General features: G+C 68.2%; 25 protein-coding genes. 22 read left to right on the top strand and 3 right to left on the bottom strand.

The genetic code is table 11. The features are described from left to right. Positions 1-1,065, bottom strand: a complete 1,065-nt coding sequence (locus tag ACUTR7_RS04815) for a porin (protein WP_238003758.1) — start codon at positions 1,063-1,065, stop codon at positions 1-3. Between the two features lie 153 nt (positions 1,066-1,218). Between ACUTR7_RS04815 and ACUTR7_RS04810 the strand changes: the two genes are divergently transcribed. Then, complete coding sequence (locus ACUTR7_RS04810) at positions 1,219-1,956, top strand: Crp/Fnr family transcriptional regulator (RefSeq protein ID WP_013804161.1); 738 nt, start codon at positions 1,219-1,221, stop codon at positions 1,954-1,956. A gap of 16 nt (positions 1,957-1,972) precedes the next feature. Here ACUTR7_RS04810 and ACUTR7_RS04805 read toward each other — a convergent pair whose 3' ends face one another. Beyond that, positions 1,973-2,902 carry a LysR family transcriptional regulator gene (locus ACUTR7_RS04805; protein WP_013804160.1) on the bottom strand — a complete coding sequence of 310 codons (930 nt, stop codon included), beginning with the start codon at positions 2,900-2,902 and terminating at the stop codon, positions 1,973-1,975. 100 nt (positions 2,903-3,002) lie between these two features. Between ACUTR7_RS04805 and ACUTR7_RS04800 the strand changes: the two genes are divergently transcribed. From ACUTR7_RS04800 to ACUTR7_RS04760, 9 genes are all read left to right on the top strand, one after another. Then, on the top strand, positions 3,003-4,004 hold the full coding sequence (locus tag ACUTR7_RS04800; protein WP_063327251.1) for a hydroxyacid dehydrogenase: 1,002 nt from the start codon (positions 3,003-3,005) through the stop codon (positions 4,002-4,004). 23 nt (positions 4,005-4,027) lie between these two features. Then, on the top strand, positions 4,028-4,723 hold the full coding sequence (locus tag ACUTR7_RS04795; protein ID WP_012203312.1) for an RraA family protein: 696 nt from the start codon (positions 4,028-4,030) through the stop codon (positions 4,721-4,723). A gap of 61 nt (positions 4,724-4,784) precedes the next feature. Further along, complete coding sequence (locus tag ACUTR7_RS04790; protein WP_445608264.1) at positions 4,785-5,768, top strand: Bug family tripartite tricarboxylate transporter substrate binding protein; 984 nt, start codon at positions 4,785-4,787, stop codon at positions 5,766-5,768. 2 nt (positions 5,769-5,770) lie between these two features. Beyond that, positions 5,771-7,006, top strand: coding sequence for an alpha-hydroxy acid oxidase (locus ACUTR7_RS04785; protein ID WP_445608263.1), 1,236 nt, complete (start codon positions 5,771-5,773; stop codon positions 7,004-7,006). Between the two features lie 72 nt (positions 7,007-7,078). Then, a complete protein-coding gene (gene pyrC / locus ACUTR7_RS04780; protein ID WP_012203315.1) occupies positions 7,079-8,119 on the top strand; it encodes a dihydroorotase in 1,041 nt (346 codons plus the stop codon). Positions 8,120-8,152: 33 nt separating this feature from the next. Continuing rightward, a complete protein-coding gene (locus ACUTR7_RS04775) occupies positions 8,153-9,058 on the top strand; it encodes an NYN domain-containing protein (RefSeq protein WP_238003762.1) in 906 nt (301 codons plus the stop codon). Next, a complete protein-coding gene (locus ACUTR7_RS04770; RefSeq protein WP_445608262.1) occupies positions 9,055-9,864 on the top strand; it encodes a DUF3025 domain-containing protein in 810 nt (269 codons plus the stop codon). Before ACUTR7_RS04775 ends, ACUTR7_RS04770 begins: the two co-directional genes overlap by 4 nt. Before the next feature lie 82 nt (positions 9,865-9,946). Then, positions 9,947-10,825: a protease HtpX gene (gene htpX, locus ACUTR7_RS04765; RefSeq protein WP_445608261.1), complete on the top strand. Its 879-nt coding sequence runs from the start codon at positions 9,947-9,949 to the stop codon at positions 10,823-10,825. A 127-nt stretch (positions 10,826-10,952) separates the two neighbouring features. Next, the gene (locus tag ACUTR7_RS04760; RefSeq protein ID WP_034398157.1) at positions 10,953-11,312 is read left to right on the top strand and encodes a YXWGXW repeat-containing protein; all 360 of its coding nucleotides are present in this window, start codon (positions 10,953-10,955) and stop codon (positions 11,310-11,312) included. A 1-nt stretch (position 11,313) separates the two neighbouring features. Here the strand turns inward: ACUTR7_RS04760 and ACUTR7_RS04755 are convergent, their stop codons facing one another. Further along, positions 11,314-12,225 (bottom strand): LysR family transcriptional regulator, encoded by a 912-nt coding sequence (locus ACUTR7_RS04755; RefSeq protein WP_071954384.1) that lies wholly within the window; start codon positions 12,223-12,225, stop codon positions 11,314-11,316. Positions 12,226-12,499: 274 nt separating this feature from the next. Here ACUTR7_RS04755 and ACUTR7_RS04750 point away from each other — a divergent pair, with 274 nt between their 5' ends. From ACUTR7_RS04750 to ACUTR7_RS04695, 12 genes are all read left to right on the top strand, one after another. After that, positions 12,500-14,617, top strand: a complete 2,118-nt coding sequence (locus ACUTR7_RS04750) for a 3-hydroxyacyl-CoA dehydrogenase NAD-binding domain-containing protein (protein ID WP_269197466.1) — start codon at positions 12,500-12,502, stop codon at positions 14,615-14,617. 108 nt (positions 14,618-14,725) lie between these two features. Beyond that, on the top strand, positions 14,726-15,907 hold the full coding sequence (locus tag ACUTR7_RS04745) for an acetyl-CoA C-acyltransferase (protein WP_043819975.1): 1,182 nt from the start codon (positions 14,726-14,728) through the stop codon (positions 15,905-15,907). A 166-nt stretch (positions 15,908-16,073) separates the two neighbouring features. Next, positions 16,074-17,270 (top strand): acyl-CoA dehydrogenase family protein, encoded by a 1,197-nt coding sequence (locus ACUTR7_RS04740; RefSeq protein WP_013804149.1) that lies wholly within the window; start codon positions 16,074-16,076, stop codon positions 17,268-17,270. Between the two features lie 22 nt (positions 17,271-17,292). Continuing rightward, positions 17,293-18,429 carry an acyl-CoA dehydrogenase family protein gene (locus ACUTR7_RS04735; RefSeq protein ID WP_445608260.1) on the top strand — a complete coding sequence of 379 codons (1,137 nt, stop codon included), beginning with the start codon at positions 17,293-17,295 and terminating at the stop codon, positions 18,427-18,429. Between the two features lie 16 nt (positions 18,430-18,445). Continuing rightward, on the top strand, positions 18,446-19,246 hold the full coding sequence (locus ACUTR7_RS04730; RefSeq protein ID WP_013804147.1) for an oxepin-CoA hydrolase, alternative type: 801 nt from the start codon (positions 18,446-18,448) through the stop codon (positions 19,244-19,246). A gap of 42 nt (positions 19,247-19,288) precedes the next feature. Continuing rightward, positions 19,289-20,545, top strand: a complete 1,257-nt coding sequence (locus tag ACUTR7_RS04725; protein WP_034390422.1) for a CaiB/BaiF CoA transferase family protein — start codon at positions 19,289-19,291, stop codon at positions 20,543-20,545. Between the two features lie 118 nt (positions 20,546-20,663). Further along, positions 20,664-21,683 (top strand): Bug family tripartite tricarboxylate transporter substrate binding protein, encoded by a 1,020-nt coding sequence (locus ACUTR7_RS04720; protein ID WP_445608259.1) that lies wholly within the window; start codon positions 20,664-20,666, stop codon positions 21,681-21,683. Positions 21,684-21,748: 65 nt separating this feature from the next. Continuing rightward, positions 21,749-22,762 (top strand): Bug family tripartite tricarboxylate transporter substrate binding protein, encoded by a 1,014-nt coding sequence (locus ACUTR7_RS04715; protein WP_043819980.1) that lies wholly within the window; start codon positions 21,749-21,751, stop codon positions 22,760-22,762. Between the two features lie 7 nt (positions 22,763-22,769). Further along, on the top strand, positions 22,770-23,744 hold the full coding sequence (locus ACUTR7_RS04710; protein WP_012203331.1) for an NAD(P)H-dependent flavin oxidoreductase: 975 nt from the start codon (positions 22,770-22,772) through the stop codon (positions 23,742-23,744). A gap of 122 nt (positions 23,745-23,866) precedes the next feature. After that, positions 23,867-24,616 (top strand): electron transfer flavoprotein subunit beta/FixA family protein, encoded by a 750-nt coding sequence (locus ACUTR7_RS04705; RefSeq protein WP_012203332.1) that lies wholly within the window; start codon positions 23,867-23,869, stop codon positions 24,614-24,616. A 13-nt stretch (positions 24,617-24,629) separates the two neighbouring features. Next, on the top strand, positions 24,630-25,562 hold the full coding sequence (locus ACUTR7_RS04700; RefSeq protein ID WP_199135303.1) for an electron transfer flavoprotein subunit alpha/FixB family protein: 933 nt from the start codon (positions 24,630-24,632) through the stop codon (positions 25,560-25,562). Positions 25,563-25,716: 154 nt separating this feature from the next. Beyond that, positions 25,717-26,859: an ABC transporter substrate-binding protein gene (locus tag ACUTR7_RS04695; RefSeq protein WP_013803458.1), complete on the top strand. Its 1,143-nt coding sequence runs from the start codon at positions 25,717-25,719 to the stop codon at positions 26,857-26,859. Positions 26,860-26,944: the final 85 nt, after the last annotated feature.

Genomic DNA, 26,944 nt, shown 5'->3' with positions numbered 1-26,944 from the left:
TCAGAAGTTGTGGCGCACGCCCAGCGCCAGGGACCGCACGCCGTCGCCGCTGTTGGCGGCCACCGGCACGTTGGCAATGGCGGCCGAGGCATTGGCCGCATTGCCCAGCTGCAGCCAGCGCGCGTAGAGCACGGTGCGCTTGCTCAGCGCGTAGTCGTAGCCCAGCGTCCAGGTGTTCTGGGCGCGGTCCGTGCCGCCCACCTCGCGCCGCGCCACCGAGACCAGCAGCTTGGAGCGCGCATCCACGCTCCAATCGGCGCCCAGCTGGGCCAGCCTCGCCTTGGGTGTGCCTGCACGGTCCACGCGGTTGATGACGTAGTTGCCCGTCAGGCGCAGCCCGTCCAGGGCCTCCCAGCTGGCCGACAGTGCCTGGTACTGGCTGGTGGCGGGCGCGGCCACGGGTGCGGCGGCGCTGCCTTCCACGGACTTCTGGAAACTGTAGGCCAGGAACCAGGGCTTCTGGTTCCAGCCCAGCGTGGCGCCATAGAGGCGGCCGTTGCTGCTGTTCGGCGAAGCCACTTCGCCAAAGGAATAGGCCAGGTCCGCCAGCCAGGGCTGGCCTGCCGGCGTGCGGTAGCGCACCAGGTTGTTGGCCCGCGCCGCAAACGGCCGCAGTCCGGCCTGGGCATCGGTGGCCGACACCAGGTTCAGCGAGGAAAACAGCGCGTTCATGCCCAGCGGATCGGCCCGGAACAGCGCGCCGAACATGGGCGTGTACATGCGGCCCATCTCCACGGCGCCCCAGCCGCTGTTCAGTCCTACCCAGGCCTGGCGCGTGAAGGCCAGGCCCGGGCCGGGAATGGTGCCCAGGCCCGTGTCCGGCGCCACGCCGGCCTCCAGCATGAACTGGGCGCGCAGGCCGCCGCCCAGGTCCTCGCTGCCGCGAAAGCCGATGCGCGATGCCGCGCTGCCCCCGTCCTCCAGCCGGCTCAGGCGCGTGGCGCCCGACCTTGCGCTGTTGATGTGGACGTCGACGATGCCGAACATCTCCACGCTGCTCTGGGCCCACGCGGACGTGCCCAGGGCCGCCATGCCGCCGGCGGCCAGCCAATGCTTGTGCTTCACGAACTTGTCTCCTTGGTAGCGCCCCGGATGCTTTGCCCGGTGGCTTGCTTGCTACTATCCCGAGCGACAGGGGATGCACTCTGTCAAGCCATTGACAAATGGCGGTACATGGGCACCGGACTAACCCGGGGCCTTCGACATCGTGAGAGAACCATGCGCTCCAAGCCTGCTCCCGTGGCCGACCCTTCGGCGCTGATCCGCCGCGCCCTGGGCCTGTGCCGCATGCTGCGCAACTGGCCGCCCGAGGTGCTGGATGAGCTGACGGCGCTGTCCCGCCTGGGCCGCTACGAGCGCCACCAGCAGGTGCGCGCCGCCGACCCCAAGCGGCGCGAGGTGCTGGTGGTGGCTTCGGGCTGCGTGGAAGTGGGCGGCGTGGACGCCACGGGCTCGCGCTTCGTGCTGTCCATGCACAGCGCGGGCGACATCGTCGGCCTGGCGCGGCTGCTGGAGCACACGCAATTCGTCTACGACTACCACGCGCACCAGCCCACCGTGCTGGTGGAGATCCCCGGCGAGTCCTTCCTGGCCCTGCTCGATGCCCATCCGCCGCTGTGGAAGGACATCTGCCTGCTGGTGCTGGCGCGCATGCACGAGCTGATCGTCGTCCAGCAGCGCCACGCCTTCAGCAACATCGACAACCGCGTGGCCGAGCTGCTGGCGCGGCTGGCCCCCACGCATGGCCAGCCCGCGCCCGACGGGCAGGGCGTGGTGCTGCGCATCTCGCAGAGCGACCTGGCCGCCATGCTGTCGGTCTCGCGCCAGACCATCAACAAGGAGCTGCGCCTGCTGGAGCAGCGCGGCCTGCTGCAGGCCGCCTATGGCCGGCTGACCATCGTCGACCTGGCGGGCCTGCTGCGCCTGGCCGATGCGGGCGCGCGGCCGGGGCCCTAGCCCCGGTCCGCGGGAATCAGTCCTCGTCCAGAGGCGATGCATCCTCGCCGAACAGGGCCTGTCCGTCGGCGCGCAGCAGCTCCAGCATGTGCCGGGCCGCGGGCGACAGATAGCCGTCGCGCCGGCAGGTCACGCCCAGGTGGCGGCGCAGCGTGGTGGCCGGCAGTCGCACTTCCCTGAGCGTGCGGCTGCGCTCCAGCCGCAGCGTGTGGCGCGAGACGAAGGTCAGCAGATCGGTCTTGGCCACCATGCGCGGCAGCAGCGGGATGGAGCCCGCCTCCACCTGCACCGTGGGCGCCGGCATGCCGCGCGAGGTGAAGGCCTGGTCCAGCCATTGCCGGCTGGGAATGTTGGCGCTGGGCAGGGCCCAGGGATGGCGCAGCAGCGCGGCCATGGTGATGCGCTGGCGCTCGAAGACGGGATGGTCCTGGCGCGCCGCGACCACCACCACGTCCTCGGCGATCGGGTGGGAGACCAGCTCCGGATCACCCTCGGCCGTGAGGCCGATCAGCAGGTCCAGCTGGCCCTCGCGCAGGCGGTCGCGCAGTTCCCAGCTGGGGCCGATCACGATGCTGATGGTGATGCGCCGCCCGTCGGCCAGTGCCTTGCTGCACAGCTCGGGCAGCAGGTGGTCGGCGGCCACCGGCCCGCTGCCGATGCGCACATGGCCGGCATGGCCTTCGTTGAAGTCGCGCACCTCGCGCAGCGCCTCCTGGCTGGCATTGCGCAGCATGCGCGCGCGGGCCAGCAGCACATCGCCCAGCGGCGTGAGGCGTATGCCGCGCCCGGCACGCTCGAACAGCGCGCCGCCCACAGTCAGTTCCAGGCGCTGTATGCATTTGCTCAGCGCGGGCTGGGTGCGCCCCAGCTGTTCTGCGGCCCGGCCCAGGTGCCCGAGGTCGGCCACGATCTCGAAGAAGCGCAGGTCGCGCAGGTGCAGGTCCATCGATGAATAAAAGTGATGTTTGAATGAACATTATCGAATGGACGGAATGGGTGGCGCTCACAAGAATGCGGTGCATCGACAAAGCGAATTGCCCGTTTCCATGACCGCCACTACCCACCCGCCCACCGTTTTCGTGACCGCGCCACGCCTGGCGCCCGCCGGGCTGCAGCGCCTGCAGGCGGCGCACTGCCGCGTGCTGTACCTGCAAGACGGCGGCGGCGAGGCCGAGGTTGCCGCCGTGCTGGCACGCGAGAGCGTCGATGCCGTGATCTCGCGCACGGCCACGCTGTCGGCCGCTGCCATCGCGGCCTGTCCCACGCTCAAGGTCATCTCCAAGCACGGCGTGGGCGTGAGCAATATCGATGTGGCCGCGGCCAGCCAGCGGGGCATTCCGGTCTATGTGACGCCGGGCGCCAATGCCCAGTCCGTGGCCGAGATGACGCTGGGCCTGATGTTCGCGGCCGCCCGCCGCATCGCCTGGATGGATGCCGAGCTGCGCGCCGGCCGCTGGTCCCGCGCCCAGGACGGCCTGGAGCTGAGCGGCCGCACCCTGGGCCTGCTGGGCTTTGGCCAGGTGGGCCAGCGCGTGGCGCGCGTGGCGCTGGCGCTGGGCATGCAGGTGGTGGCCTTCGATCCAGCGTTCGATCCGGCCTGCGCCCCAGGGCCCGGCACCGTGGCGGGCGTGCGCATGCTGGGCTCGGTGGACGAGCTGCTGCCCCTGTCCGATGTGCTCAGCCTGCACGTGCCCCTGAATGCTCGCACGCGCCATCTGCTCGATGCCGGCCGCATCGCCCAGCTGCCGCGCGGCGCCCTGCTGGTCAACACCGCGCGGGGCGAGGTGGTGGACGAGGCGGCGCTGATCGACGCCCTGCGCAGCGGCCACCTGGCCGCCGCCGGCCTGGACACCATGGCCGAGGAGCCCCTGCCTGTAGGCCACGCCCTGGCCGCGCTGGACAACGTGGTGCTGACGCCCCATGTGGGCGGCTCCACGCCCGCTGCGCTGGCGGCCATGGCCGGCATGGCCGCCGCCAATGTGCTGGGCTGGCTGCAGGGCAGCCCCGCCGACCCTTCCCACTGCGTGAACCCCGAGGTTCTGCGCTGAGCTGTTTTTCCCGGAGATTTGCCATGACCACCCCATCCAGCCAATGGCCTGCGGGCTACCGCATCCATCCGCGCGCCGCAGGCCCCGAGGCCGGCGTCGTCCAGGCCTTCAAGGCCATTCCCGTGGCCGCCATCGGCGACGCCATGAGCCGCAATGTCGGCGCCATCGGCCTGCGCCAGTACCACGCGCGGCTGGAGGCCGTTCTCTGCGGCCCCGCCGTCACCGTGCGCGTGCGGCCCGGCGACAACCTCATGATCCACAAGGCGCTGATGATGGTGCAGCCCGGCGACGTGCTGGTCATCGACGGCGGCGGCGATGTCTCGCAGGCCCTGGTCGGCGGCCTGATGCGCACCACCTGCCTGGCGCGCGGCCTGGGCGGCCTGGTCATCGACGGCGCCATCCGCGACCTGTGCGAATGGGCGCAGGACGGCATGCCCATCTTTGCGCGCGGCCACACGCACCGCGGGCCCAGCAAGGACGGCCCGGGCGAGATCAATGTGCCCGTGGCCTGCGCCGGCCTGGCCGTGCTGCCCGGCGACCTGATCGTGGGCGATGCCGACGGCGTGATCGCCGTGCCCGCGGCCGAGGCCGCCGAGGTGCTGCGCCGCAGCCAGGCCCACCTGGCCCGCGAGGCCGTCATCCGCGAGACCAACCGCAGCGGCACGGCCGACCCCGAGCGCTTCGACGCCGTGCTGCGCGCCAAGGGCCTGCCGGTCTAGCGTCCCCTGCGCAGGCTGCGCCCGACTTTTTCCCGCCAAAACGATTCCAAGGAGACAAACAATGACAATGCGCAGACGGCATCTTCTGGGCGGCGCTGCCGCCGCCCTGGCCACGGCCTTCCCTGCACTGGCGCTGGCCCAGGGCGAATGGCCGCAGCGGCCCGTGCGCTTGGTCGTGCCGTTTCCGCCCGGCGGCGGCACGGATGCCACCTCGCGCCTGGTGGCCGACCGGCTCAACCTCGCCATGGGCTGGACCATGGTCATAGACAACAAGCCCGGCGCGGGCGGCAACATCGGCCTGGATGCCGTGGCCAAGGCCGCGCCGGACGGCTACACCATCGGCATGGGGCAGGCCGCCAACCTGGCCATCAATCCCAGCCTCTACGCCAAGATGCCCTTCGATGCGCTCAAGGACTTCACGCCCATCGCCAGCGTGGCCCTGCAGCCCGTGGTGCTGACCGTGCGGCGCGACTCGCCCTTCAAGAACCTGCAGGACTTCATCAAGGCGGCCAAGGCCAGGCCCGGCACCTACGGCATCGCCCAGGCCGGCAATGGCACGGTAGGCCACCTGGCCGGGGAAATGCTGGCCCGCCGCGCGGGCATCGAGGTGCTGCAGGTGCCCTACAAGGGCGCCAATACCGCCCTCACCGACCTGATGGGCGGGCAGGTGGACCTGTACTTCGGCAACACGGTGTCGGTGATGTCGCAGCTGGCCACGGGCAAGATCCGTGCGCTGGCCGTCACCTCGGCCCAGCGCGTGCCGTCCCTGCCCGACGTGCCCACGGTGGCCGAGCAGGGCTATCCGGGCTTCGAGGCCTCCACCTGGCTGGGCCTGGTGGGGCCGGCCAACCTGCCTTCCCCCATCGCCGAGCGCATTGCCGACGCGACCATGAAGCTGCTGGCCACCAAGGAGGTCAAAGAGAAGCTGGCCCAGGAGGGCAGCATGGCCACGCCTGCCAATGGCGCGCAGTTCGGCGAGTGGATTCGCAGCGAGCACGCCAAATGGGGCAAGCTGATCCGCGAGGGCAAGTTCCAGATCAATTGACCATGGCAGCCCCAATCGAGGTCGACCGGCTCGACACCCCCAGTTCCTCCGCACCCGCAGGCGCAGGCCAGGCCTCCGCCACGCCGCGCAGGCTCAGGCGCATCCTGTCGCTCGATGATTTCGAGCGGGCGGCGCGCCACCACCTGCCTGCGCCGATCTTCGCCTACGTCAGCGGCGGCTGCGAGACCGACAAATCCCTGCGCGCCAACCGCGAGGCCTTCGATGCCCACCGCTGGGTGACGCGCGTGCTCACCGACACTTCGCGGCGCACGCTGGCCACGCCGCTGCTGGGCCAGACCTGGGCCGCACCCTTCGGCATCGCGCCCATGGGCATCAGCGCGCTGTCGGCCTACCGGGGCGACCTGGTGCAGACGCGCGCGGCGGCGGCCGCCCGCATCCCGGCCATCCTGAGCGGCACCTCGCTGATCCGCATGGAGGAGGTGGTCCAGGCCAATCCACAGGCCTGGTTCCAGGCCTATGTGCCCGGCGAGACCGAACGCATCGTGCAGTTGCTGGGGCGCGTGGAGGCCGCAGGCTTCGCCACCCTGGTCGTCACCGTGGATACGCCCGTGTCGGGCAACCGCGAGAACAACATCCGCGCGGGCTTCTCGACGCCGCTGCGGCCCGGCCTGCGCCTGGCGTGGGAGGGCATCACCCATCCGCGCTGGCTGCTGGGCACGGCGCTGCGCACCCTGGTGCGGCACGGCATGCCGCACTTCGAGAACTCGCAGGCCACGCGCGGCGCGCCCATTCTCTCGTCCACCGTCACGCGCGACTTCGGCGCACGCGACCACCTGAGCTGGGAACACCTGGCCCTGATACGCCGGCGCTGGAAGGGCCGCCTCGTGGTCAAGGGCATCCTCAGCCCGCAGGACGCGCTGGCCGCGCGCGATGCCGGGGCCGACGCCATCATCCTGTCCAACCACGGCGGCCGCCAGCTCGATGGCGCGGTCGCGCCCCTGCACATGCTGCCCCTGGTGGTGGGTGCGCTGGGGCCGGACTACCCGGTGATGATCGACAGCGGCTTTCGCAGGGGCAACGACGTGCTGGTGGCGCTGGCCCTGGGCGCGCACTTCGTCTTCGTGGGCCGGCCCTTCAACTATGCGGGCGCCGTGGGCGGCGAGGCCGGCGTGCTGCACGCCATCGCCATCCTGGCGGCCGAGATGCGGCGCAACATGGCCCTGATCGGCGTGCAAAACCTGCAGCAGCTGGGGCCGCAGCACCTGCGACCGCGTTAGCCACGCGCCAGTCCCGAGGGTGGCGTGCCCCGCAATTGGCGCGCGGTTTCGCGGCGATGGGAAAATGGCGGAATGACCGCCTCCACCAACACCCTCACGATCACCCGTCCCGATGACTGGCACCTGCACGTGCGCGATGGCGAAGCCATGCGCAGCGTGGTGCCGCATACGGCCGCGCAGTTTGCGCGCGCCATCATCATGCCCAACCTCAAGCCGCCGGTGACCACCGCCGAGCAGGCGCTGGAGTACAAGCAGCGCATCCTCTCGGCCGTGCCCGAAGGCATGGCCTTCGAGCCGTTGATGACGCTGTACCTCACCGACAACCTGCCGCCCGAGGAAATCGTGCGCGCCAAGGCGGCCGGCGTCGTGGCCTGCAAGCTCTACCCGGCAGGCGCCACCACCAACAGCGATCACGGCGTTACCGACCTGCGCAAGATCTACCCCACTTTGGAAGCCATGCAGCGCGAAGGCCTGCTGCTGCTGGTGCACGGCGAAGTCACCAGCAGCGACATCGACCTGTTCGACCGCGAAGCCGCCTTCATCGACCAGCACCTGATCCCGCTGCGCCGCGACTTCCCCGAACTCAAGATCGTCTTCGAACACATCACCACGCGCGAAGCCGCCCAGTACGTGACCGAGGCCGACCGCTTCGTGGGCGCCACCATCACGCCCCAGCATCTGCTGTTCAACCGCAACGCCATCTTCACTGGCGGCATCCGTCCCCACTACTACTGCCTGCCCGTGCTCAAGCGCGAGACGCACCGCCTGGCCCTGGTGGAGGCAGCCACCAGCGGCCTGCCCAAGTTCTTCCTGGGCACGGACAGCGCGCCGCACGCGGCCCATCTCAAGGAACACGCCACGGGCTGCGCGGGCTGCTACAGCGCCCACGCCGCCATCGAGATGTATGCCGAGGCCTTCGACAATGCCGGCGCGCTGGACAAGCTCGAAGCCTTCGCCAGCTTCAACGGCCCGGACTTCTACAGCCTGCCGCGCAACACCGGCAAGATCACCCTGGTGCGCGAAAGCTGGACGCCGCCGGACAGCTTCGCCTTCGGCGAGGCGCAACTGAAGCCCCTGCGCTCCGGCGAAGCCCTGCCCTGGAAGCTGGTTTAAGCTGGCGGGACTGCCACCCGCCAGAGGATTGCCATGCCTGAGCCGCAACCACGCATCGCCCTGCTGATCGACGCCGACAACGCGCCGGCCGAGATGATCGACGAGATCCTGACCGAGCTGTCGACCTTCGGCGTCATCGACATCCGCCGCGCCTACGGCAACTGGACCAAGCATTCGCTCAGCGGCTGGCAGCGCAAGCTGCTCGATTTCGCACTGCGGCCCATGCAGCAGTTCGACTACTCCAAGCACAAGAACGCCACCGACATGGCGATGACCGTGGACGCCATGGAGCTGCTCTACACCGAGCGGCCCGACGCCTTCGGCATCGTCTCCTCCGACGCCGACTTCACCCCGCTGGTCATGCACCTGCGCTCCAAGGGCGCGGCCGTCTACGGCTTCGGCATGGCGCAGACGCCCCAGCCCTTCGTCAATGCCTGCTCGCGCTTCCTGTACCTGGAGGCGCTGGGCGAGGCGGCGCCCGCCAACGGCAATGGCCAGGACGCCGCGCATGAGGCGGGCCAGGCGGCGGTGCCGCCCGTGGCTGCAGCTGCGGTGGCGGCCTCTGTCCAGCCCTCCGCTGGTACGGGCAAGGAGCGCGCCCAGGCCGAGCAGGCACCTTCCTCTTTGTCCGCTCCCGAGCCGCAGCGCCCCTGCCTGCGTGTTCCTTCGCAGGAACTGCGCCAGGACACGCGCCTGCTGAGCATGCTGCGCAGCGCCGTCAACGCCACGCAGGACGAAAGCGGCTGGGCCCATGTGGGCGCCGTAGGCGCGCAGATCGGCAACAAGGCCTCGTTCGATGCGCGCAACTACGGCTACGCCACGCTCACCAAGCTGCTGGCGGCCACGCAGGCGTTCGAGATGCGCGACGAAGGCACCTCGCGCGTGGCCGTGCGCGACAAGCGCCTGGCCAAGGCGCAGTCCAGGCCGTCCGGCAATTGACGTTTCCCATCGACTGGAATGCGCCCTGGCTGCAGGGGCTGCAAACGCAGGGCAGGGCGGCCTGCCAGCGGGTGGCGCAGGGTTGGCCGGTCTGGCGGGCCCTGCAGTCGCTGGCCGATGCGCAGGCGCTGCCCTGGCGCTTTGTGCCCCAGCACGATCTGCCCGAAGGCACGGCCTACGAGCAATTCATCTTCGAGACGCGCTGCATTCCCACGCGCGACAACCTGCATGACTTCTTCAACGGCCTGATCTGGCTGCGCTGGCCCGCGCTCAAGCAGCGCTGCAATACCCTGCAGGCCCGCGCCATTGCCCAGGCGGGCGTGGGTTCGCAGCGCGGGCCGCTGCGCGATGCCGTCACCGTGCTGGACGAGAACGGCGCCCTGCTGCTGGCGCCGGCCGCGCTGTGCGAGGCGCTGCGCTACCGGCGCTGGCACCAGCTCTTCGTGGAGCGGCGCGCGCTGTGGCGCCAGGCAAGGCTGCTGCCCATAGGCCATGCGCTGCTGGAAAAGCTGGTGCAGCCGCGCAAGCCCATCACGGCCCATGTGCTGTGCGTGCACACGGATGGTGCAGGCGCCACGGCAGGCCCCGCCACGGCGGACATCGACGCCTGGCTGGCCGGCAGCATCTGGCTGGAGGCTGACACCCTGGCGTGCAAGCCTTTTGCACCCTTGCCCGTGCTGGGCGTGCCCGGCTGGTGCCACGAGAACGAGAACTTTTCCTTCTATGATGACTCTCTCGTGTTCCGGGCGCCCCGTTCCGCACAAGCATCACAACAAGGAATGGCAACGGCGCAGGACCCGGCTTGAAAACAGCCGGTGGGGCCCTCACTTTTCAACGCTGCAGGGCCCAGATCCTTCCCCCTTTCCCCACTTTGTGGAGAACCCACTGATGAAACGCATCGCACTTTTTCTTTTGACCAACGTCGCCGTCGTGGTGGTGCTGGGCATCGTCGCCAGCCTGCTGGGCGTCAACCGCTTCCTGACTTCCAATGGCCTGAACCTCGGGGCCCTGCTGGGCTTCGCCTTCATCATGGGCTTTGGCGGCGCCATCATCTCGCTGCTGATCTCCAAGCCGCTGGCCAAGTGGAGCTCGGGCGTGCACGTGATCAACGAGCCGCGCAACGCCGATGAGGCCTGGATCGTCAACACCGTGCGCGGCTTCGCCGACCGTGCCGGCATCGGCATGCCCGAAGTCGGCATCTACGAGGGCGAGCCCAATGCCTTCGCCACCGGCGCCTTCAAGAACTCGGCCCTGGTGGCCGTGTCCACGGGCCTGCTGGAAGGCATGACGCGCGAAGAGGTGGAGGCCGTGATCGGCCACGAGGTCGCCCACATCGCCAATGGCGACATGGTGACCATGACCCTGATCCAGGGCGTGATGAACACCTTCGTGGTCTTCCTGTCGCGCGTCATCGGCTATGCCGTGGACAGCTTCCTGCGCAAGAACGACGAAAGCAGCTCGGGCCCCGGCATCGGCTACTACGTGACCACCATCGTGCTGGACATCGCGCTGGGCTTCCTGGCCGCCATCATCGTGGCCTGGTTCTCGCGCCAGCGCGAATTCCGCGCTGACGCGGGCGCCGCCCAGCTCATGGGCCGCAAGCAGCCGATGATGAATGCGCTGGCCCGCCTGGGCGGCATGCACCCCGGCGAGCTGCCCAAGAGCGTGGCCGCCATGGGCATTGCCGGCGGCATCGGCAAGCTGTTCTCGACCCACCCGCCGATCGAAGAGCGCATTGCCGCGCTGCAAAACGCGCAGAACCTCTGAGCGACCGATCCCACCGCTACCTTTGGCGGCGGATCTTTACCCAGACTTCACAAGCCCCTGTCAACAACCGGCAGGGGCTTTTTCGTTGTATCTGCATCGCCGCACTAAGCGCGGCCAGGAGTGCATCGTGAAGTCTGTATCGATTCAAACGCCGGGCCGTCGCCTGGTTCCGGCCCTGGTCCTGGCTGCCGCCACCGTGGCATTGACCGGCTGCGTGGTGGCGCCTGCCTATCCCGTAGGTCCTTCGGGGGAGGTGGTCTACGCGCCCATGGCGCCGCCGCCGCTGCAGACCGAGGTCATTCCGGTCGCTCCCTCGCCCGTCCATGTCTGGATCGGTGGCTCCTGGGGCTGGGGCGGTGGCCGCTATGCATGGCGCCCCGGCTACTGGGCCGCGCCGCCGCACCCTGGCTATGGCTGGCGTCCGCACGGCTGGGACCATGGCCCGCGTGGCTGGTACCAGCGCCCGGGCGGCTGGTACCGCCGCTGAGTCAGGTGGCGGCAGCGTCGCCGCTGCCGCCCTGGCCGGCCTTGGCCAGCAGGAAGTCGATGCAGGTGCGCACGGCCCGCGTCTGATGACGGTCGGGCAGGTACAGCAAGTACATGTGGGTGCCGAAGATGCTCAGGCGGTACTCCTGCAGGGTCAGCACCACCTCGCCGCTGGCCACCTTGTCCTGCACCACGTAGTCGGGCACCAGGCCCACGCCCAGGCCCGCCAGAATGCCCTGGCGCAGGAAGGGGAAGTGCTCGGAGATCATGGTCGGCGCCAGCAGCACCTCCTGGCGGTCCGTTCCCTGGTAGGCCGACAGGCGCAGCTGGCGGCCCATCACGCCGGCCGTGATCAGCGGGCTGTTGCGCAGCTCGTAGAGCGTGGTGGGCAGGCCGTGCTGCTGCGCATACTCGCGTGAGGCGCAGGCCACGTAGTGCACATTGCCCAGGCTGCGCGCAATCACCGACAGCGGCGGCTCCTGGATCACGCGGATGGCGATGTCCACCTCGTCGCGCAAATGGTCGGCCCGGTTCTCGAACAGCACATCCAGCACGATGCCCGGATACAGCCGCTTGAACTCGATCAGCCAGTCGCTCATCACGATCTGCCCATAGCCGCTGGGCACGCTCAGCCCCACGCGGCCCGCCATCCCCTGGCCCAGCGACGTGATCGTCTCGCGCGCCGACATCATCTCGTTCTGGATCGCGCGGCCATGCTCGTACATCCGCATCCCCACCTCGGTCGGCTCCACGCGCCGCGTGGTGCGCCGCACCAGCTGCACCCCCACCGATTTTTCCAGCTGCGTCAGGTGATAGCTCACATTGGCCCGCGTCATCTTCAGCTTGCGCGCCGCCTGGCTCAGATTGCCGCTATCGATGATTTCCACCAGCAGGGTCAGCGAGTTCAGATCCATGGATATGTCCAGATACTTTGCTTCGCCCACAGCCTATGAAATGGGCGGGGCTCCAAAACCAGGGACACCGAGCAAGGGCCTACGCCGGCCGTGCCGCCCTGCAGCGATGGTGTCGTCCCCCTCCTCGCGCAGCAAATAGAGGGGGAAGGCGCGCAAGCGCTTCAATGTCAAAGATTTTTTTACAGTCTGTCAATCATTCATGGGATTGTAAAGAACCATTGTCGTGGCAAGAATGGATGTTTTGAGTGGAAAACCCAAGTTCGGAGACATACAGATGAGCGAACAAGCCCAGGCTTCCGTGGTCCAGACCCGCCTTGATGGTGCCGTGCTGGTGGTCAGCATCAACAACCCCCCCGTGAATGCCCTGGGCCAGGCCGTGCGCGCCGGCCTGCTGGCTGCCGTGGAGCAGGCCGAATCGGATGCCGCCGTGAAGGCCGTGCTCATCGTGGGTGAGGGCAAGGCCTTCATCGCCGGAGCAGACATCCGCGAATTCGGCAAGCCCGCCATGCCGCCCTCGCTGCCCGAGGTGCTCAATCGTCTCGAAGCCTCCGACAAGATCGTGGTCGCCGCCATCCATGGCCCGGCCCTGGGCGGCGGCCTGGAAGTGGCCATGTCGGCCCACTACCGCCTGGCTTTGCCGGCTGCCAAGCTCGGCCTGCCCGAAGTCAACCTGGGCCTGCTGCCCGGCGCTGGCGGCACGCAGCGCGCACCGCGCCTGATGGGCGTGAAGGCGGCCGCCGACCTCATGCTCAGCGGCAAGCACCTGTCGGCCAAGGCCGCGCTCGCTGCCGGCCTGGTGGACAAGCTGGTGGACGGCACCGACGCCACGGCCGCCGGCCTTGCCTATGCCAACGAGCTGCTGGCAACCAATACCGCGCCGCGCCGCACGCGTGACATTGAAATCGCCGACAAGGCTGCCGCCCTGGCCGAACTCGACGCGCTGGCCGCCGACACCGCCAAGAAGAGCCGCGGCCTGTTCTCGCCGCTGAAGATCGTGGAATGCGTGCGCGCCGCCGTGGAGCTCCCCTTCGACGAAGGCATCGCCAAGGAGCGTGCCCTGTTCGTGGAATGCCTGAACAGCCCGCAGCGCGCAGGCCTGATCCACGCCTTCTTCGCCGAGCGCGAAACCGCCAAGATTCCCGAAGCCAAGGCTGCCGCGCCGCGCCACTTTGCCAAGATCGCCGTCATCGGCGGCGGCACCATGGGCGCCGGCATCACGGTGTCCGCGCTGGACGCGGGCCTCACGGTGACCATGATCGAGCGCGACGCCGACTCCATCGCGCGCGGCCAGGCCAATGTGGAGAAGGTCTACAACGGCCTGATCGCCAAGGGCCGCATGACCGAGGAGGCCAAGGCCGCCGTCATGGCGCGCTACACGCCCAGCACCTCCTATGACGACATCAAGGATGTGGACCTGGTGATCGAGGCAGTGTTCGAGGACCTCGAAGTCAAGAAGGCCGTGTTCAAGGAACTGGACCGCGTCTGCAAGCCGGGCGCCGTGCTGGCCACCAACACCTCCTACCTGGACATCGACGCCATTGCCGCCGCCACCTCGCGCCCGCAGGACGTGATCGGCCTGCACTTCTTCAGCCCCGCCAACATCATGAAGCTGCTGGAGATCGTGGTGCCCGCCAAGGTGGCGCCCGACGTGGTGACCACGGCCTTCGAGCTGGCCAAGCGCATGAAGAAGGTGCCTGTGCGCGCCGGCGTCTGCGACGGCTTCATCGGCAACCGCATCCTGGCCGTCTACAAGCAGGCTGCCGACTACATCATGGAAGACGGCGCCAGCCCCTACGAGATCGACGAGGCCGTGCGCGGCTTCGGCTACCCGATGGGCCCGTTCCAGGTCACCGACCTGGCCGGCGGCGACATCGGCTGGGCCACGCGCAAGCGCCGCGCTGCCACGCGCGATCCCAAGGCCCGCTACGTCGAAGTGGCCGACCGCGTCTGCGAGCGCGGCTGGTTCGGCCAGAAGACGGGCCGTGGCTTCTACCTCTACCCGCAGGGCGCGCGCGTCGGCCAGCCCGACCCCGAAGTGCTGGCCATCGTCGATGCCGAGCGCGCCAAGAAGGGCGTGACGCCGCGCAAGTTCACCCCTGAGGAAATCATGCGCCGCTACATGGCCGCCATGGTCAACGAAGGCGCCAAGGTGGTGGAGGAGGGCATTGCCCTGCGCCCGCTGGACGTGGACGTGACCTTCCTGTCCGGCTACGGCTTCCCGCGCTTTCGTGGCGGCCCCATGAAGTGGGCTGACATGCAAGGTCTGGACAAGGTGCTGGCCGACATCCGCGAATTCGCCAAGGAAGACGCGCTGTTCTGGAAGCCCGCTCCCCTGCTCGAAAAGCTCGTGGCAGAAGGCCGCGATTTCGAAAGCTTGAACAAGGCAGCGTAAGCCGCCCCCGCGTTTCCCCGCCATGCCCTTGACCCGCTCCGTCCAACGCAGAGCGGGCAGGGCCGTGCACAACCACAACAATTTTCCAGAGACAAGCAAGGACCGACCATGCGCGAAGCCGTCATCGTTTCCACTGCCCGCACGCCCCTGACCAAGTCGCACCGCGGCGAGTTCAACGTCACGCCCGCCGCCCAGCTGGCGGCCTTCTCGGTCAAGGCCGCGGTCGAGCGCTCGGGCATCGACCCGGCCATGATCGAGGACCTGATCCTGGGCTGCGGCAACCCCGACGGCTTCCAGGGCCGCAACCTGGGCCGCCAGACCGTGCTGCGCGCCGAGCTGCCCCTGTCCATCGCGGGCACGACCATCACGCGCTTTTGCGCCTCGGGCCTGCAGTCCATCGCCATCGCGGCGGGCCGCATCGTGGCCGAGGGCGTGGACGCCATGCTGGCCGGCGGCATCGAGACCATCTCGGGCATCCGCCCCGGCAACAACCTGCCCACCGACATGGACCCCTGGCTGGTCGAGCACAAGCCCGCGCTGTACATGGCCATGATCGACACGGCCGACATCGTGGCGCGCCGCTACGGCATCAGCCGCGAGGACCAGGACGCCTTCTCGCTGCAAAGCCAGCAGCGCACGGCCGCCGCCCAGGCCGCCGACCTGTTCAAGGACGAAATCATTGCCTGCGCCACGCGCATGGCCGAGAAGAACAAGGACACGGGCGAGATCACCTACCGCGACGTGGTCGCCACCAAGGACAACTGCAACCGCGCCTCCACCACGTTGGAAGGCCTGGCCAAGCTGGAACCCGTCAAGGGCCCGGACCAGTTCATCACGGCTGGCAATGCCTCGCAGCTGTCCGATGGATCGTCGGCCTGCGTGCTGATGGAAGCCAAGCAGGCCGAGCGCCTGGGCCTGTCCCCGCTGGGCGCCTTCCGCGGCTTTGCCGTGGCCGGCTGCGAGCCTGACGAAATGGGCATCGGCCCCGTCTTCGCGGTCCCCAAGCTGCTGGCGCGCCACGGCCTCAAGGTCGAGGACATCGACCTGTGGGAACTCAACGAGGCCTTCGCCTCCCAGGCCCTGTACTGCCAGCGCAAGCTGGGCATTCCCAACGAGCGCCTGAACGTCAACGGCGGCGCCATCTCCATCGGCCACCCCTTCGGCATGACGGGTGCGCGCCTGGCCGGCCACATCCTGCTGGAAGGCCGGCGCCGCAAGGCCAAGTGGGGCGTGGTCACCATGTGCATCGCAGGTGGCATGGGCGCCGCAGGCCTGTTCGAAATTTATTGAATAAGCACCCCCTGAGCGGCTGGCGCCGCTTCCCCCTCTCTCGCTTCGCGGGAGGGGAACGACGCCCTTGCTGCGGGGCGGCCCTTGCTCGGCGTCCCTCGCTTAGGGCACGCCAATTTCAGGGCTGCAAACGGCTTACAACGCCACGGATTACTGGGGAATAGCAATGGATTTGCAATTTACGACTGAAGAACTGGCCTTCCGCGACGAGGTTCGCGGCTTCCTCAAGGACAAGCTGCCCGAGGACCTGTCGCACAAGGTCAAGAACGGCCTGCAGCTGAGCAAGCAGGACATGGAGCGCTGGCACGCCATCCTCAACGAGCGCGGCTGGCTGGCCAACCACTGGCCCGAGCAGCACGGCGGCCCGGGCTGGAGCGCGGTGCAGAAATTCATCTTCGAGCATGAATGCGCACTGGCGGGCACGCCGCGCATCGTGCCCTTCGGGCTGAGCATGCTGGGCCCCGTCCTGATCAAGTACGGCAACGAGGCGCAGAAGGCCCACTGGCTGCCGCGCATCCTCAATGGCGCCGACTGGTGGTGCCAGGGCTATTCGGAGCCGGGTTCGGGCTCGGACCTGGCCTCGGTCAAGACGTCTGCCGTGCGCGATGGAGATCACTACATCGTCAACGGCCAGAAGACCTGGACCACGCTGGGCCAGCACGCCAACATGATCTTCTGCCTGGTGCGCACCAACCGCGAAGCCAAGGCGCAGCAGGGCATCAGCTTCCTGCTGGTGGACATGAACTCGCCCGGCGTGGAGGTGCGCCCCATCATCACGCTGGACGGCGAGCACGAGGTCAACGAAGTCTTCTTCACCGACGTCAGGGTGCCCGTGGAGAACCTGGTCGGCGAGGAGAACAAGGGCTGGACCTACGCCAAGTACCTGCTGACCTACGAGCGCACCAACATCGCGGGCGTGGGCTTCTCGGTGGCCGGCCTGGAAAAGCTCAAGGCCGTCGCCGGCCGCATGCTGCGCAACGGCAAGCCGCTGACGCAGGACCCGCTGTTCGCGGCCCGCCTGGCCAAGGTCGAGATCGACCTGGAGAACATGAAGACCACCAACCTGCGCGTGATCGCCGCCGTGGCCGGCGGCGGCGTGCCGGGCGCCGAAAGCTCCATGCTCAAGATCCGCGGCACCGAGATCCGCCAGGAAATCCTGTCCCTGGTGCGCCGCGCCATGGGGCCGTACGCCGCGCCCTTCATCGAAGAGGCCCTGCAGGCCGGCTACGACCAGCCCGCCATCGGCGACGCGGCTGCCGCCACGGCCGCCGCCGCGTACTTCAACTACCGCAAGCTGTCGATCTTCGGCGGCTCCAACGAAATCCAGAAGAACATCATCTCCAAGATGATCTTGGGCCTGTGATCGGCAGCAAGGAAAACGGAACATGAACTTCGAACACACCGAAGACCGCCGCATGCTGGCGGACAGCCTCAACCGCTTCGTCTCCGAGCAGTACGCCATCGAGGCGCGCAACCACGTCGCCTATGGCGAGGAAGGCCACAGTCCGCTGCTGTACGGGCAGTTCGCGGACATCGGCGCCATCGGCGCGCTGTTCCCCGAGGACGCTGGCGGCTTCGGCGGCCAGGGCTTCGACATCAGCGTGGTCTTCGAATGCCTGGGCCGCGGCCTGGTGGCCGAGCCGCTGCTGGGCGCCCTGGTCGTGGGCCAGGCCCTGATCGCGGCTGGCAGCGATGCGCAAAAGGAACAGCTGGCAGCCATCATCGACGGCACGTCCATTGCGGCCCTGGCCCATGACGAGCCCGGCAGCCACTACGAGCTCAACAACGTCGCCACCACGGCCGTGCGCAGCGGCGACGGCTGGGTGCTGAACGGCGCCAAGGGCGTGGTCGCCTTCGGCGAGAAGGCCGACCTGCTGCTGGTCTCGGCCCGCACCTCGGGCAGCCAGTACGACGAGGCCGGCATCAGCCTGTTCCTGGTCCCCGGCAATGCCGCAGGCATCCAAAAACGCGGCTACAACCGCATCGAAGGCGGCCGCGCGGCCGAGCTGCTGCTGGACAAGGTGCAGGTCGGCGCAGACGCCCTGCTGGGCGAAGAAGGCCGGGGCCTGCCCCTGCTGGAACGTGTCAGCGGCTACGCCGTGCTGGCGCTGACCGCCGAGGCCGTGGGTGCCATGGACGTGGCCAAGGACCAGACGCTGGAGTACCTGCGCACGCGCAAGCAGTTCGGCGTGCCCATCGGCAGCTTCCAGGCCCTGCAGCACCGCATGGCCGACCTGCTGCTGGAAGTGGAGCAGGCGCGCTCGGCCGTGATCAACGCGGCCGCCGCCATTGCGGACGAAGACCGCGTGGCGCGCGAGAAGGCCCTGTCGGCCGCCAAGTACAGCATCGGCCGCATCGGCACCCTGGTGGCCGAGGAAAGCATCCAGATGCATGGCGGCATCGGCATGACCTGGGAGCTGCCCCTGGCCCACTACGCCAAGCGCCTGGTCATGATCGACCACCAGTTCGGCGACGAGGACCACCATCTGTCGCGTTACATCGCACTCGGCTCGCAACACTGAGCCAAGGAAAGCCGCCATGACCGAAGCGAACCAAGTCCTGCTGACCCGCCGCGAAGGCGCCGTGCTGGTGCTGTCCAACAACAACGTGGCCGCGCGCAATGCGCTGTCGCCCGAGTTCTACGCGGCCGTCTCGGCGGCGCTCAAGAGCGCGGCGACCGACCCCACCGTGGGCGCCGTGGTGCTCACGGGCGAGGGCGGCCACTTCTGCGCGGGCGGCGACCTGCGCCAGCTGGCCAAGCGCCGCGAGCTGCCGGTGCAGGAGCGACGCGCCAAGCTCGAAGGCCTGCATGACCTGATCCGCAGCGTGCGCGACTTTCCCAAGCCCGTGATCGCCGCGGTCGAAGGCGCGGCGGCCGGCGCGGGCCTGTCGCTGGCCCTGGCCTGCGACATGCTGGTGGCGGCGAAGAACGCCGTGTTCTCGGTCGCCTACGTTAAGGTCGGCCTCACGCCCGATGGCGGCGCCACCGCCTTCCTGGCCGAATTCGTCTCGCGCCAGGTGCTGACCGAGCTGTGCCTGACCGGCGAGCGCATCAGCGGCGAGCGCCTGCATGCCCTGGGCCCCGTCAACCGCCTGTCCGAACCGGGCCAGGCCCAGGCCGACGCCGTGGCGCTGGCCGCCCAGGTGGCCACCGGCCCCGATCAGGCCATGGCCCTGATCAAGGACCTGTGCCGCCAGGCGCCGCGCAACACGCTGGAAGAGCAGCTGGAGCTGGAGGCGCAGTACATGGTGCGCTCGCAGGAGAGCGAGGAATCGCGCGAAGGCATTGGCGCCTTCCTCGAAAAGCGCGCTGCCGACTTCACCAAGCTGCGCGGCTGAAACCGCTCAAGACCTAAAAGACTTTCCAAGGAGACAACGCACATGGCCGACAGCCACAACGATCAGAACCAGGACATCGACTTCCCGCTGGAGGGTGTGCGCGTGCTCGACCTCTCGCGCGTGTTCGCGGGGCCGCTGTGCGGCATGGTGCTGGCCGACTTCGGCGCCGAAGTGGTCAAGGTCGAGCACCCGGGCCGCGGCGACGACACGCGCGACTGGGGCCTGCGCATCGGCAAGACCGAGACCACCTACTACAACAGCATGAACCGCAACAAGCGGTCCATCACGCTGGACCTGCAGACCCCCGAGGGCGTGAAGATCGTCCACGACCTGCTGCCCCAGTTCGACGTGGTCATCCACAACTTCAAGACCGGCGGCGCCGAGAAGCTGGGCCTGGGCTACGAACAGCTCAAGGCCATCAAGCCCGGCATCATCTACTGCGCCGTGGCCGGCTATGACAGCAGCGGCCCCGAGGCCAAGCGCCCCGGCTACGACCTGGTCATCCAGGGCGAGGCCGGCCTCATGGCGCTCAACGGCGAGGCCGGCACGCCGCCGCTCAAGTTCGGCGTGGCCGTGGTCGATCTCATGACCGGCATGTACGCGGCCCAGGCCATCCTGGCCGCGCTGTTCCGCCGCGAGCGCACGGGCAAGGGCCGCCTCATCGAGATGGCGCTGTACGACAGCGGCATCATGATCACCGGCTACTACGGCCTGGACGCCATGCAGCTCGGCCACGACCCCGAGCGCTACGGCAATGCCCACCCCTCCATCGTTCCCTACGGCATGTACGAGGCCGCTGACGGCCCGCTGATCATCGCCGTGGGCAACAACGCCCAGTTCGACAAGTTCTGCCGCCAGGTGGTGATGCGCCCCGACATCGTCGAGGACGAGCGTTTCTCCACCAACGTCAACCGCGCCAAGAACCGCCTGGAACTGGGCCCCATGCTCAAGGAACTGATCCGCTCCTTCCCGCGCGATCTGCTGCTGGAGCGCCTGACGGCCGCCGGCATCCCCTGCGGCCGCGTGGCCGGCCTGCACGAGGCCCTGACCAGCGAGCGCACGCGCCGTGGCGGCCTGCTGCAGGACATGCCCCACCCCGTGGTCGGCACCACGCCCGTGTTCGCGCCCCCCTACCGCCTGGACGGCCAGCGCCTGCCCATCCGCCATGCACCGCCCACGCTGGGCGAGGGCACGCGCGAGGTGCTGCACCGGCTGCTGAGCATGAGCGACGAGCAGCTGCAGCAGCTGCAGTCCAAGGGCGTGCTGACCCTGCCCGAGACCCCCGCGCAACAGGGATAAGAGGACCGATCACGCGACTGATTCCACGGGGGCCATTGATGCCCGGCTCCCGACCCGCCAGGTTTGCATGCCGCACCAAGACGGCACCCATAGACAGCAATACCCAGGAGACAAAACCATGAGCAACCAAGTCACACGCCGCGACATTCTTCAAGGGCTGGCCGCCATCGGCGGCACCAGCCTGCTGGCCACGGGCGCCACCAGCGCCCTCGCACAGGCCGGCAAGCCGGCAGCGTGGCCCACCAAGCCCATCCGCGTGGTCGTGCCCTTCAACGCGGGCGGCGCCACCGACATCATTGCGCGCACCATCGGCGAGGCCCTGGCCAAGCGCGTGGGCCAGCCCGTGGTCATCGACAACCGCGCGGGTGCGGCCGGCATCCTGGGCACGGACGCCGTGGTCAAGGCGCCCGCCGACGGCCACACCCTGCTGGTCTCGCTCAGCACCTCCATGCTGATCAACCAGTTCCTCTACACCAAGCTGCCCTACAACCCGCAAAAGGACATCGCCCTGATCACCCAGATCGCGGCGGCGCCCGTCACCCTGGTGGTCCATCCCTCGGTGCCGGCCAACAACATGAAGGAGCTGCTGGCCTACGTGAAGGCCAACAAGGGCAAGCTCTCGTACGGCTCCTGGGGCGTGGGCTCGTATGCCCACCTGGCCGGTGCCTACATGAGCAAGACCATGGACGCCGACATGACCCACGCCGCCTACAAGGGCGAGGCGCCCATGATCCAGGAGCTGATCGGCGGCCAGCTGCAGATGTGCTTTTCCAGCGCGCTCAACACCAAGCCCTTCATCGACTCGGGCAAGCTCAAGGCCATCGGCGTCACGGGCAAGGAGCGCATGGAAATCCTGCCCAAGCTGCCCACCATCCATGAACAGGGCGTGACCGACGACGCCTACGCCATCTACGGCTGGGTGGCCATGGGCGCACCGGCCGGCGTGCCCAAGGAGATCGTGGACCAGCTCTACGGCCACCTGCGCGAAATCGCCAAGGACCCCAAGGTGCTGGAGCGCACCGTGGGCGCAGGCTTCATGCCGCTGATGAACAGCCCGCAGGCCTTCCGCGAGAACTACCAGCGCGACATGCCCATCTGGAAGGCGCTGGTCGATGAGGCTGGCGCGAAGCTTGATTGATTTTTCCGGCCCGCGGCAGCGGGCCGCCACCGACGACTGCTGAGACAGCTTTGAGAGGAGACTTCATGTACACGCGCAATCCCGCATCCCCGGCACGCCCCACGCGGCGCAGCGTTCTGGCCCTGGCCGCAGCCCCGCTGCTGGCCGGCATGGCCGGCGGCGCCCTGGCCGAGACCGGCTGGCCCAGCAAGATGCTGCGGCTGGTCGTGCCCTTCCCGGCGGGCGGCCCCACCGACACGGCATCGCGCATCGTGGGCCAGAAGCTGGGCGAGCGCCTCAAGCAGACCGTGGTGGTGGAAAACCGCCCTGGCGCCTCCGGCTCCATCGCGGCCGTGCAGGTTGCCAAGAGCCCGGCCGACGGCTACACGCTGATGATGCTGGCCACGCCCACGCTGCTGGCGCCGCACCTGTACAAGAAGGCCGGCTACGACACCGTCAAGGACTTCACGCCCGTGGCCACGGTCTATGACCTGCCCATCGTCATCGTGGTCAACCCCACGCTGCTGCCCGATGTCACCGACCTCAAGAGCCTGATCGCCCACGCCAAGGCCCAGAAGGTCGCGCTCAACTACACCAGCTCGGGCGCAGGCAGCTTCGGCCACCTGAGCATGGAGCTGCTCAAGCAGATGGCCGGCTTCGACATGCAGCACGTGCCCTACAAGGGCGGCGTGCCCGCCATCACCGACACCATCGGCGGCCAGGTGCCCATCATGTATGCCGACCTCGTGGCCGCACTGCCCCACATCCAGGCCGGCAAGCTGCGCGCCATCGCCGTGGGATCACCCCAGCGCGTGGCCATGCTGCCCGACACCAAGACCATTGCCGAGCAGGGCATCAAGGGCTACGACGCTGTCTCCTGGGGCGGCCTGCTGGCGCCCAAGGGTAGCCCCAAGGCCGTGGTCGACCGTATCGCCAGCGAAGTTCAGCAGATCCTGGCCGACAAGGACATCCAGGAAAAGCTGCTCAACGCAGGCGCCATCGCCGCCTACCAGAACCCCGCCCAGCTGGGCCAGCGCATCCAGCAGGACTACACGCGCTGGGGCCAGCTGATCCGCGACAAGGGCATTGCAGTGGAGTGACAACGACATGAAGACACGCATCACCGAACTCTTTGGCATCGAGCACCCCATCATCCAGGGTGGCATGCACCATGTGGGCCTGGCCGAGCTGGCCGCCGCCGTCTCCAACGCGGGCGGCCTGGGGCTGATCACGGGCCTGACCCAGCGCACGCCCGAGCTGCTGGCGCGCGAGATCGCGCGCTGCCGCGAGATGACGGACAAGCCCTTCGGCGTCAACCTGACCTTCCTGCCCTCGGTCAACCCGCCCGACTACCCGGGCTACGTCAAGGCCATCATCGAAGGCGGCGTCAAGGTCGTGGAGACGGCGGGCAACAACCCGCAGAAATGGCTGCCCGCGCTCAAGGAAGCCGGCATCAAGGTCATCCACAAGTGCACCTCGGTGCGCCATGCGCTCAAGGCCGAGGCCATCGGCTGCGACGCCATCAGCGTGGACGGCTTCGAATGCGGCGGCCATCCGGGCGAGGACGACATCCCCAATTTCATCCTGCTGCCGCGCGCGGCCGAAGAACTGAAGATTCCCTTTGTCGCCTCGGGCGGCATGGCCGACGGCCGCTCGCTGGTGGCTGCGCTGGCGCTGGGCGCCGAGGGCATCAACATGGGCACGCGCTTCATCGCCACGCAGGAAGCGCCCGTGCACGACAACGTCAAGCAGGCCATCGTCGCGGCCAGCGAGCTGGACACGCGCCTGGTCATGCGCCCGCTGCGCAACACCGAGCGCGTGCTGACCAACCCGGCCACCGAGCGCCTGCTGCAAAAGGAGCGCGAGCTGGGCGCGGCCATCACCTTCGCCGACATCGCGCCCGAAGTGGCCGGCGTCTATCCGCGCATCATGCATGACGGCGACATGGACGCAGGCGTCTGGTCCTGTGGCATGGTGGCCGGCCTGATCAACGACGTGCCCACGGTCCAGCAGTTGATCTCCGGCATCATGGACCAGGCCCATGCACTGATCAACGAGCGGTTGGCAGGCCTGGCCCGCTGACCGCCCATCTTCACAGGGCTTACGCAAACAGGATGCGACAACGTGCTGCGCCCCCTGGCAAGCCGCTTGCCTTGTTCCTTCTTGCGTAAGTCGTACTTCAAAAACCAGGAAAGAGCTTTCTCATGAAAATCCTTGTACCCGTCAAACGTGTCGTGGACTACAACGTGAAGGTCCGCGTGAAGTCGGACGGCACGGGCGTGGACATCGCCAACGTCAAGATGAGCATGAACCCCTTTGACGAAATCGCCGTCGAAGAAGCCGTTCGCCTCAAGGAAAAGGGCGTGGCCACCGAAGTCATCGCCGTCTCCTGCGGCGTGGCCCAGTGCCAGGAAACCCTGCGCACGGCCATGGCCATCGGTGCCGACCGCGGCATCCTGGTCGAGACCACCGAGGAGCTGCAGCCCCTGGCCGTCGCCAAGCTGCTCAAGGCGCTGGTGGACAAGGAACAGCCCGGCCTGATCATCCTGGGCAAGCAGGCCATCGACGACGATGCCAACCAGACCGGCCAGATGCTGGCGGCCCTGGCCGACCTGCCCCAGGCCACCTTCGCCTCCAAGGTCGAAGTCGCTGGCGACAAGGTGAATGTCACGCGTGAAGTGGACGGCGGCCTGGAAACCCTGGCCCTGAGCCTGCCGGCCGTCATCACCACCGACCTGCGCCTGAACGAGCCGCGCTACGTCACGCTGCCCAACATCATGAAGGCCAAGAAAAAGCAGCTGGACACCGTCAAGCCTGAAGAGCTGGGCGTGGATGTGGCCCCGCGCCTGAAGACGCTCAAGGTGGCCGAGCCCGCCAAGCGTGGCGCTGGCGTGAAGGTGCCCGATGTGGCGACCCTGGTCAGCAAGCTCAAGAACGAAGCCAAAGTGATCTAAGGAAGACAGCGACATGACATCCCTCGTTATTGCAGAACACGACAACGCTTCCATCAAGAGCGCCACGCTCAACACCGTCACTGCGGCCCTGGCCTGCGGCGGCGACGTGCATGTGCTGGTGGCGGGCGAGAATGCCGGCGCCGCTGCGCAGGCCGCGGCCCAGATCGCCGGCGTTGCCAAGGTCATCCACGCCGATGGCGCCAGCCTGAAGGACGGCCTGGCCGAGAACATTGCGGCGCAAGTGCTGGCGATTGCTTCGAACTACAGCCACATCCTGTTCCCCGCCACCGCCAGCGGCAAGAACGCTGCGCCGCGCGTGGCCGCCAAGCTGGACGTGGCCCAGATCAGCGACATCACCAAGGTGGACAGCGCCGACACCTTCGAGCGCCCCATCTACGCCGGCAACGCCATTGCCACGGTGCAAAGCAGCGACAAGATCAAGGTCATCACCGTGCGCGGCACGGGCTTTGACGCAGCGGCCACCACGGGCGGCAGCGCCCAGGTGGAGCAGCTGGCAGCCGCTGGCGACAACGGCAAGAGCAGCTTCGTGGGCCGCGAGGTCACCAAGAACGACCGCCCGGAACTGACGGCCGCCAAGATCATCGTCTCCGGTGGCCGTGCGCTGGGCAGCAGCGAGAAGTTCCAGGAAGTCATCACCCCCCTGGCCGACAAGCTGGGTGCCGCCATCGGCGCTTCGCGCGCAGCGGTGGATGCGGGCTATGCGCCCAATGACCTGCAGGTCGGCCAGACCGGCAAGATCGTCGCGCCGCAGCTGTACATCGCCCTGGGCATCTCGGGCGCCATCCAGCATTTGGCCGGCATGAAGGACTCCAAGGTGATCGTGGCGATCAACAAGGACCCTGAGGCACCGATCTTCTCGGTTGCCGACTACGGCCTGGAGGCCGACCTGTTCCAGGCCGTGCCGGAACTGGTGCAGGCGCTGTAAGCGGCTGAAGCTGAAAAATGAGGGGCATAGGCCCCTCTTTTTCCGTCATGGATTCCGGGATGGTCCGCTGGTCACGGCGCGCACCACCGACTACAACAACGGACTTGGCCGCCAGCCGGTGCTGGCGATGGCATGAACCGAGAGGGAGATTGAAATGAAGATGATGCGCTTGCGCCTGGCCCGCACGGCCGTGGCCTTTGTCTGTGGCGCCATGGCGCTGGCCGCCGAGGCCAATGCCTGGGTGGTGGGGCAGGTGGCACCCATGTCGGGAGCCGGTGCGACGCAGGGCCGTGCCTATGCCCAGGGCATGCGCCTGTACTTCGACCAGATCAACAAGGCCGGCGGCGTGCAGGGCCAGCCCGTGCAACTGGTCACCGTGGACGATGTGGGCCACCCCGAGGAAACCGTGGACAAGACCCGCAAGCTGCTGGACGAGTCCAAGCCCGTGGTGCTGGCCGGCTACTTCGGCAACCGCAACATGGCGGCGCTGCTGGACAGCAAGCTGCTCGACCAGTCCCAGATCTCCCTCGTGGGTTACCAGAGCACGGACACGCGGGTGCTGAGCAATCCCCAGATCTTCAGCACGCGCGCCAACCTGCCCGAGGAAATGGCCAAGATCGCCTCGCACCTGGCCACCGTGGGCATCACGCGCCTGGCCCTGCTGCATGACGAACGCCCGGATGCCAAGGCCGTGGCGGAACTCGTGGACAAGGCGATTGCGCCTTCCAAGGCCAAGCTGGTGGTCAGCGCCTCGCTGAGCACGGGCAAGGGCGCCATGGACAAGGCCGTGTCCCAGTTGCAAAAGGCCCAGCCTTCGGCGCAGGCCGTGATGGTGGTGGCCTCCAGCCCCGTGACCTCGGCCTTTGTCGAGGCGTACCGCATGGCGGGTGGCACGGCCCAGATCTACGCGACGTCCGAAGCCGATATCGAGCAACTGGCCAAGCGCCTGCCCGTGGAGTTCATGAGCGGCCTGTCCATTGCCCAGGTCGTGCCCAGTCCCTACAAGGTGACCATGCGCCTGAACAAGGAGTTCAGGGACGCGGCCACCGCCGCAGGCAAGTCGCTGACCGTGCCGGTCAGCTACGCCATGATGGAAGGCTATGTGAACGCCCGCGTCATCGTGGAGGCCATGCGCCGCACCCAGCCGCTGACGCGCGACAAGCTGGCCGCTTCGCTGCGCGGCCTGGACGCCTTCGATCTGGGCGGCTACTGGGTTACCTATCGTCCGGGCTCGCAGGCGGGCTCGAAATTCGTGGATTTGTCCATCGTCAACGCATCGGGCCGCGTCACGCAATAACGCTGCAATGCAGTAGTGCCGTGGCGGCGTGCCCGCTGTCCCAGGTCGCCGCGCGCTGCGCGCCGGCGGTCCAGGCTCTGTTCAG

This window comes from Delftia sp. NA_296.1 (genome assembly GCF_052692095.1).
This window is presented reverse-complemented; position numbering and strand designations above follow the sequence as displayed.

What these genes read in the sequence shown, in the direction of transcription:
- ACUTR7_RS04745 (WP_043819975.1), top strand. Translation starts at nt 14,726, where the DNA reads ATGCGCGAAGCCGTCATCGTTTCCACTGCCCGCACGCCCCTGACCAAG.
- ACUTR7_RS04755 (WP_071954384.1), bottom strand. Translation starts at nt 12,225, where the DNA reads ATGGATCTGAACTCGCTGACCCTGCTGGTGGAAATCATCGATAGCGGC.
- ACUTR7_RS04725 (WP_034390422.1), top strand. Translation starts at nt 19,289, where the DNA reads ATGGCCGACAGCCACAACGATCAGAACCAGGACATCGACTTCCCGCTG.
- ACUTR7_RS04705 (WP_012203332.1), top strand. Translation starts at nt 23,867, where the DNA reads ATGAAAATCCTTGTACCCGTCAAACGTGTCGTGGACTACAACGTGAAG.
- ACUTR7_RS04700 (WP_199135303.1), top strand. Translation starts at nt 24,630, where the DNA reads ATGACATCCCTCGTTATTGCAGAACACGACAACGCTTCCATCAAGAGC.
- ACUTR7_RS04810 (WP_013804161.1), top strand. Translation starts at nt 1,219, where the DNA reads ATGCGCTCCAAGCCTGCTCCCGTGGCCGACCCTTCGGCGCTGATCCGC.
- ACUTR7_RS04750 (WP_269197466.1), top strand. Translation starts at nt 12,500, where the DNA reads ATGAGCGAACAAGCCCAGGCTTCCGTGGTCCAGACCCGCCTTGATGGT.
- ACUTR7_RS04730 (WP_013804147.1), top strand. Translation starts at nt 18,446, where the DNA reads ATGACCGAAGCGAACCAAGTCCTGCTGACCCGCCGCGAAGGCGCCGTG.
- ACUTR7_RS04710 (WP_012203331.1), top strand. Translation starts at nt 22,770, where the DNA reads ATGAAGACACGCATCACCGAACTCTTTGGCATCGAGCACCCCATCATC.
- ACUTR7_RS04695 (WP_013803458.1), top strand. Translation starts at nt 25,717, where the DNA reads ATGAAGATGATGCGCTTGCGCCTGGCCCGCACGGCCGTGGCCTTTGTC.
- ACUTR7_RS04805 (WP_013804160.1), bottom strand. Translation starts at nt 2,902, where the DNA reads ATGGACCTGCACCTGCGCGACCTGCGCTTCTTCGAGATCGTGGCCGAC.
- ACUTR7_RS04735 (WP_445608260.1), top strand. Translation starts at nt 17,293, where the DNA reads ATGAACTTCGAACACACCGAAGACCGCCGCATGCTGGCGGACAGCCTC.
- ACUTR7_RS04720 (WP_445608259.1), top strand. Translation starts at nt 20,664, where the DNA reads ATGAGCAACCAAGTCACACGCCGCGACATTCTTCAAGGGCTGGCCGCC.
- ACUTR7_RS04800 (WP_063327251.1), top strand. Translation starts at nt 3,003, where the DNA reads ATGACCGCCACTACCCACCCGCCCACCGTTTTCGTGACCGCGCCACGC.
- ACUTR7_RS04715 (WP_043819980.1), top strand. Translation starts at nt 21,749, where the DNA reads ATGTACACGCGCAATCCCGCATCCCCGGCACGCCCCACGCGGCGCAGC.
- htpX (WP_445608261.1), top strand. Translation starts at nt 9,947, where the DNA reads ATGAAACGCATCGCACTTTTTCTTTTGACCAACGTCGCCGTCGTGGTG.
- ACUTR7_RS04785 (WP_445608263.1), top strand. Translation starts at nt 5,771, where the DNA reads ATGGCAGCCCCAATCGAGGTCGACCGGCTCGACACCCCCAGTTCCTCC.
- pyrC (WP_012203315.1), top strand. Translation starts at nt 7,079, where the DNA reads ATGACCGCCTCCACCAACACCCTCACGATCACCCGTCCCGATGACTGG.
- ACUTR7_RS04790 (WP_445608264.1), top strand. Translation starts at nt 4,785, where the DNA reads ATGACAATGCGCAGACGGCATCTTCTGGGCGGCGCTGCCGCCGCCCTG.
- ACUTR7_RS04740 (WP_013804149.1), top strand. Translation starts at nt 16,074, where the DNA reads ATGGATTTGCAATTTACGACTGAAGAACTGGCCTTCCGCGACGAGGTT.
- ACUTR7_RS04795 (WP_012203312.1), top strand. Translation starts at nt 4,028, where the DNA reads ATGACCACCCCATCCAGCCAATGGCCTGCGGGCTACCGCATCCATCCG.
- ACUTR7_RS04775 (WP_238003762.1), top strand. Translation starts at nt 8,153, where the DNA reads ATGCCTGAGCCGCAACCACGCATCGCCCTGCTGATCGACGCCGACAAC.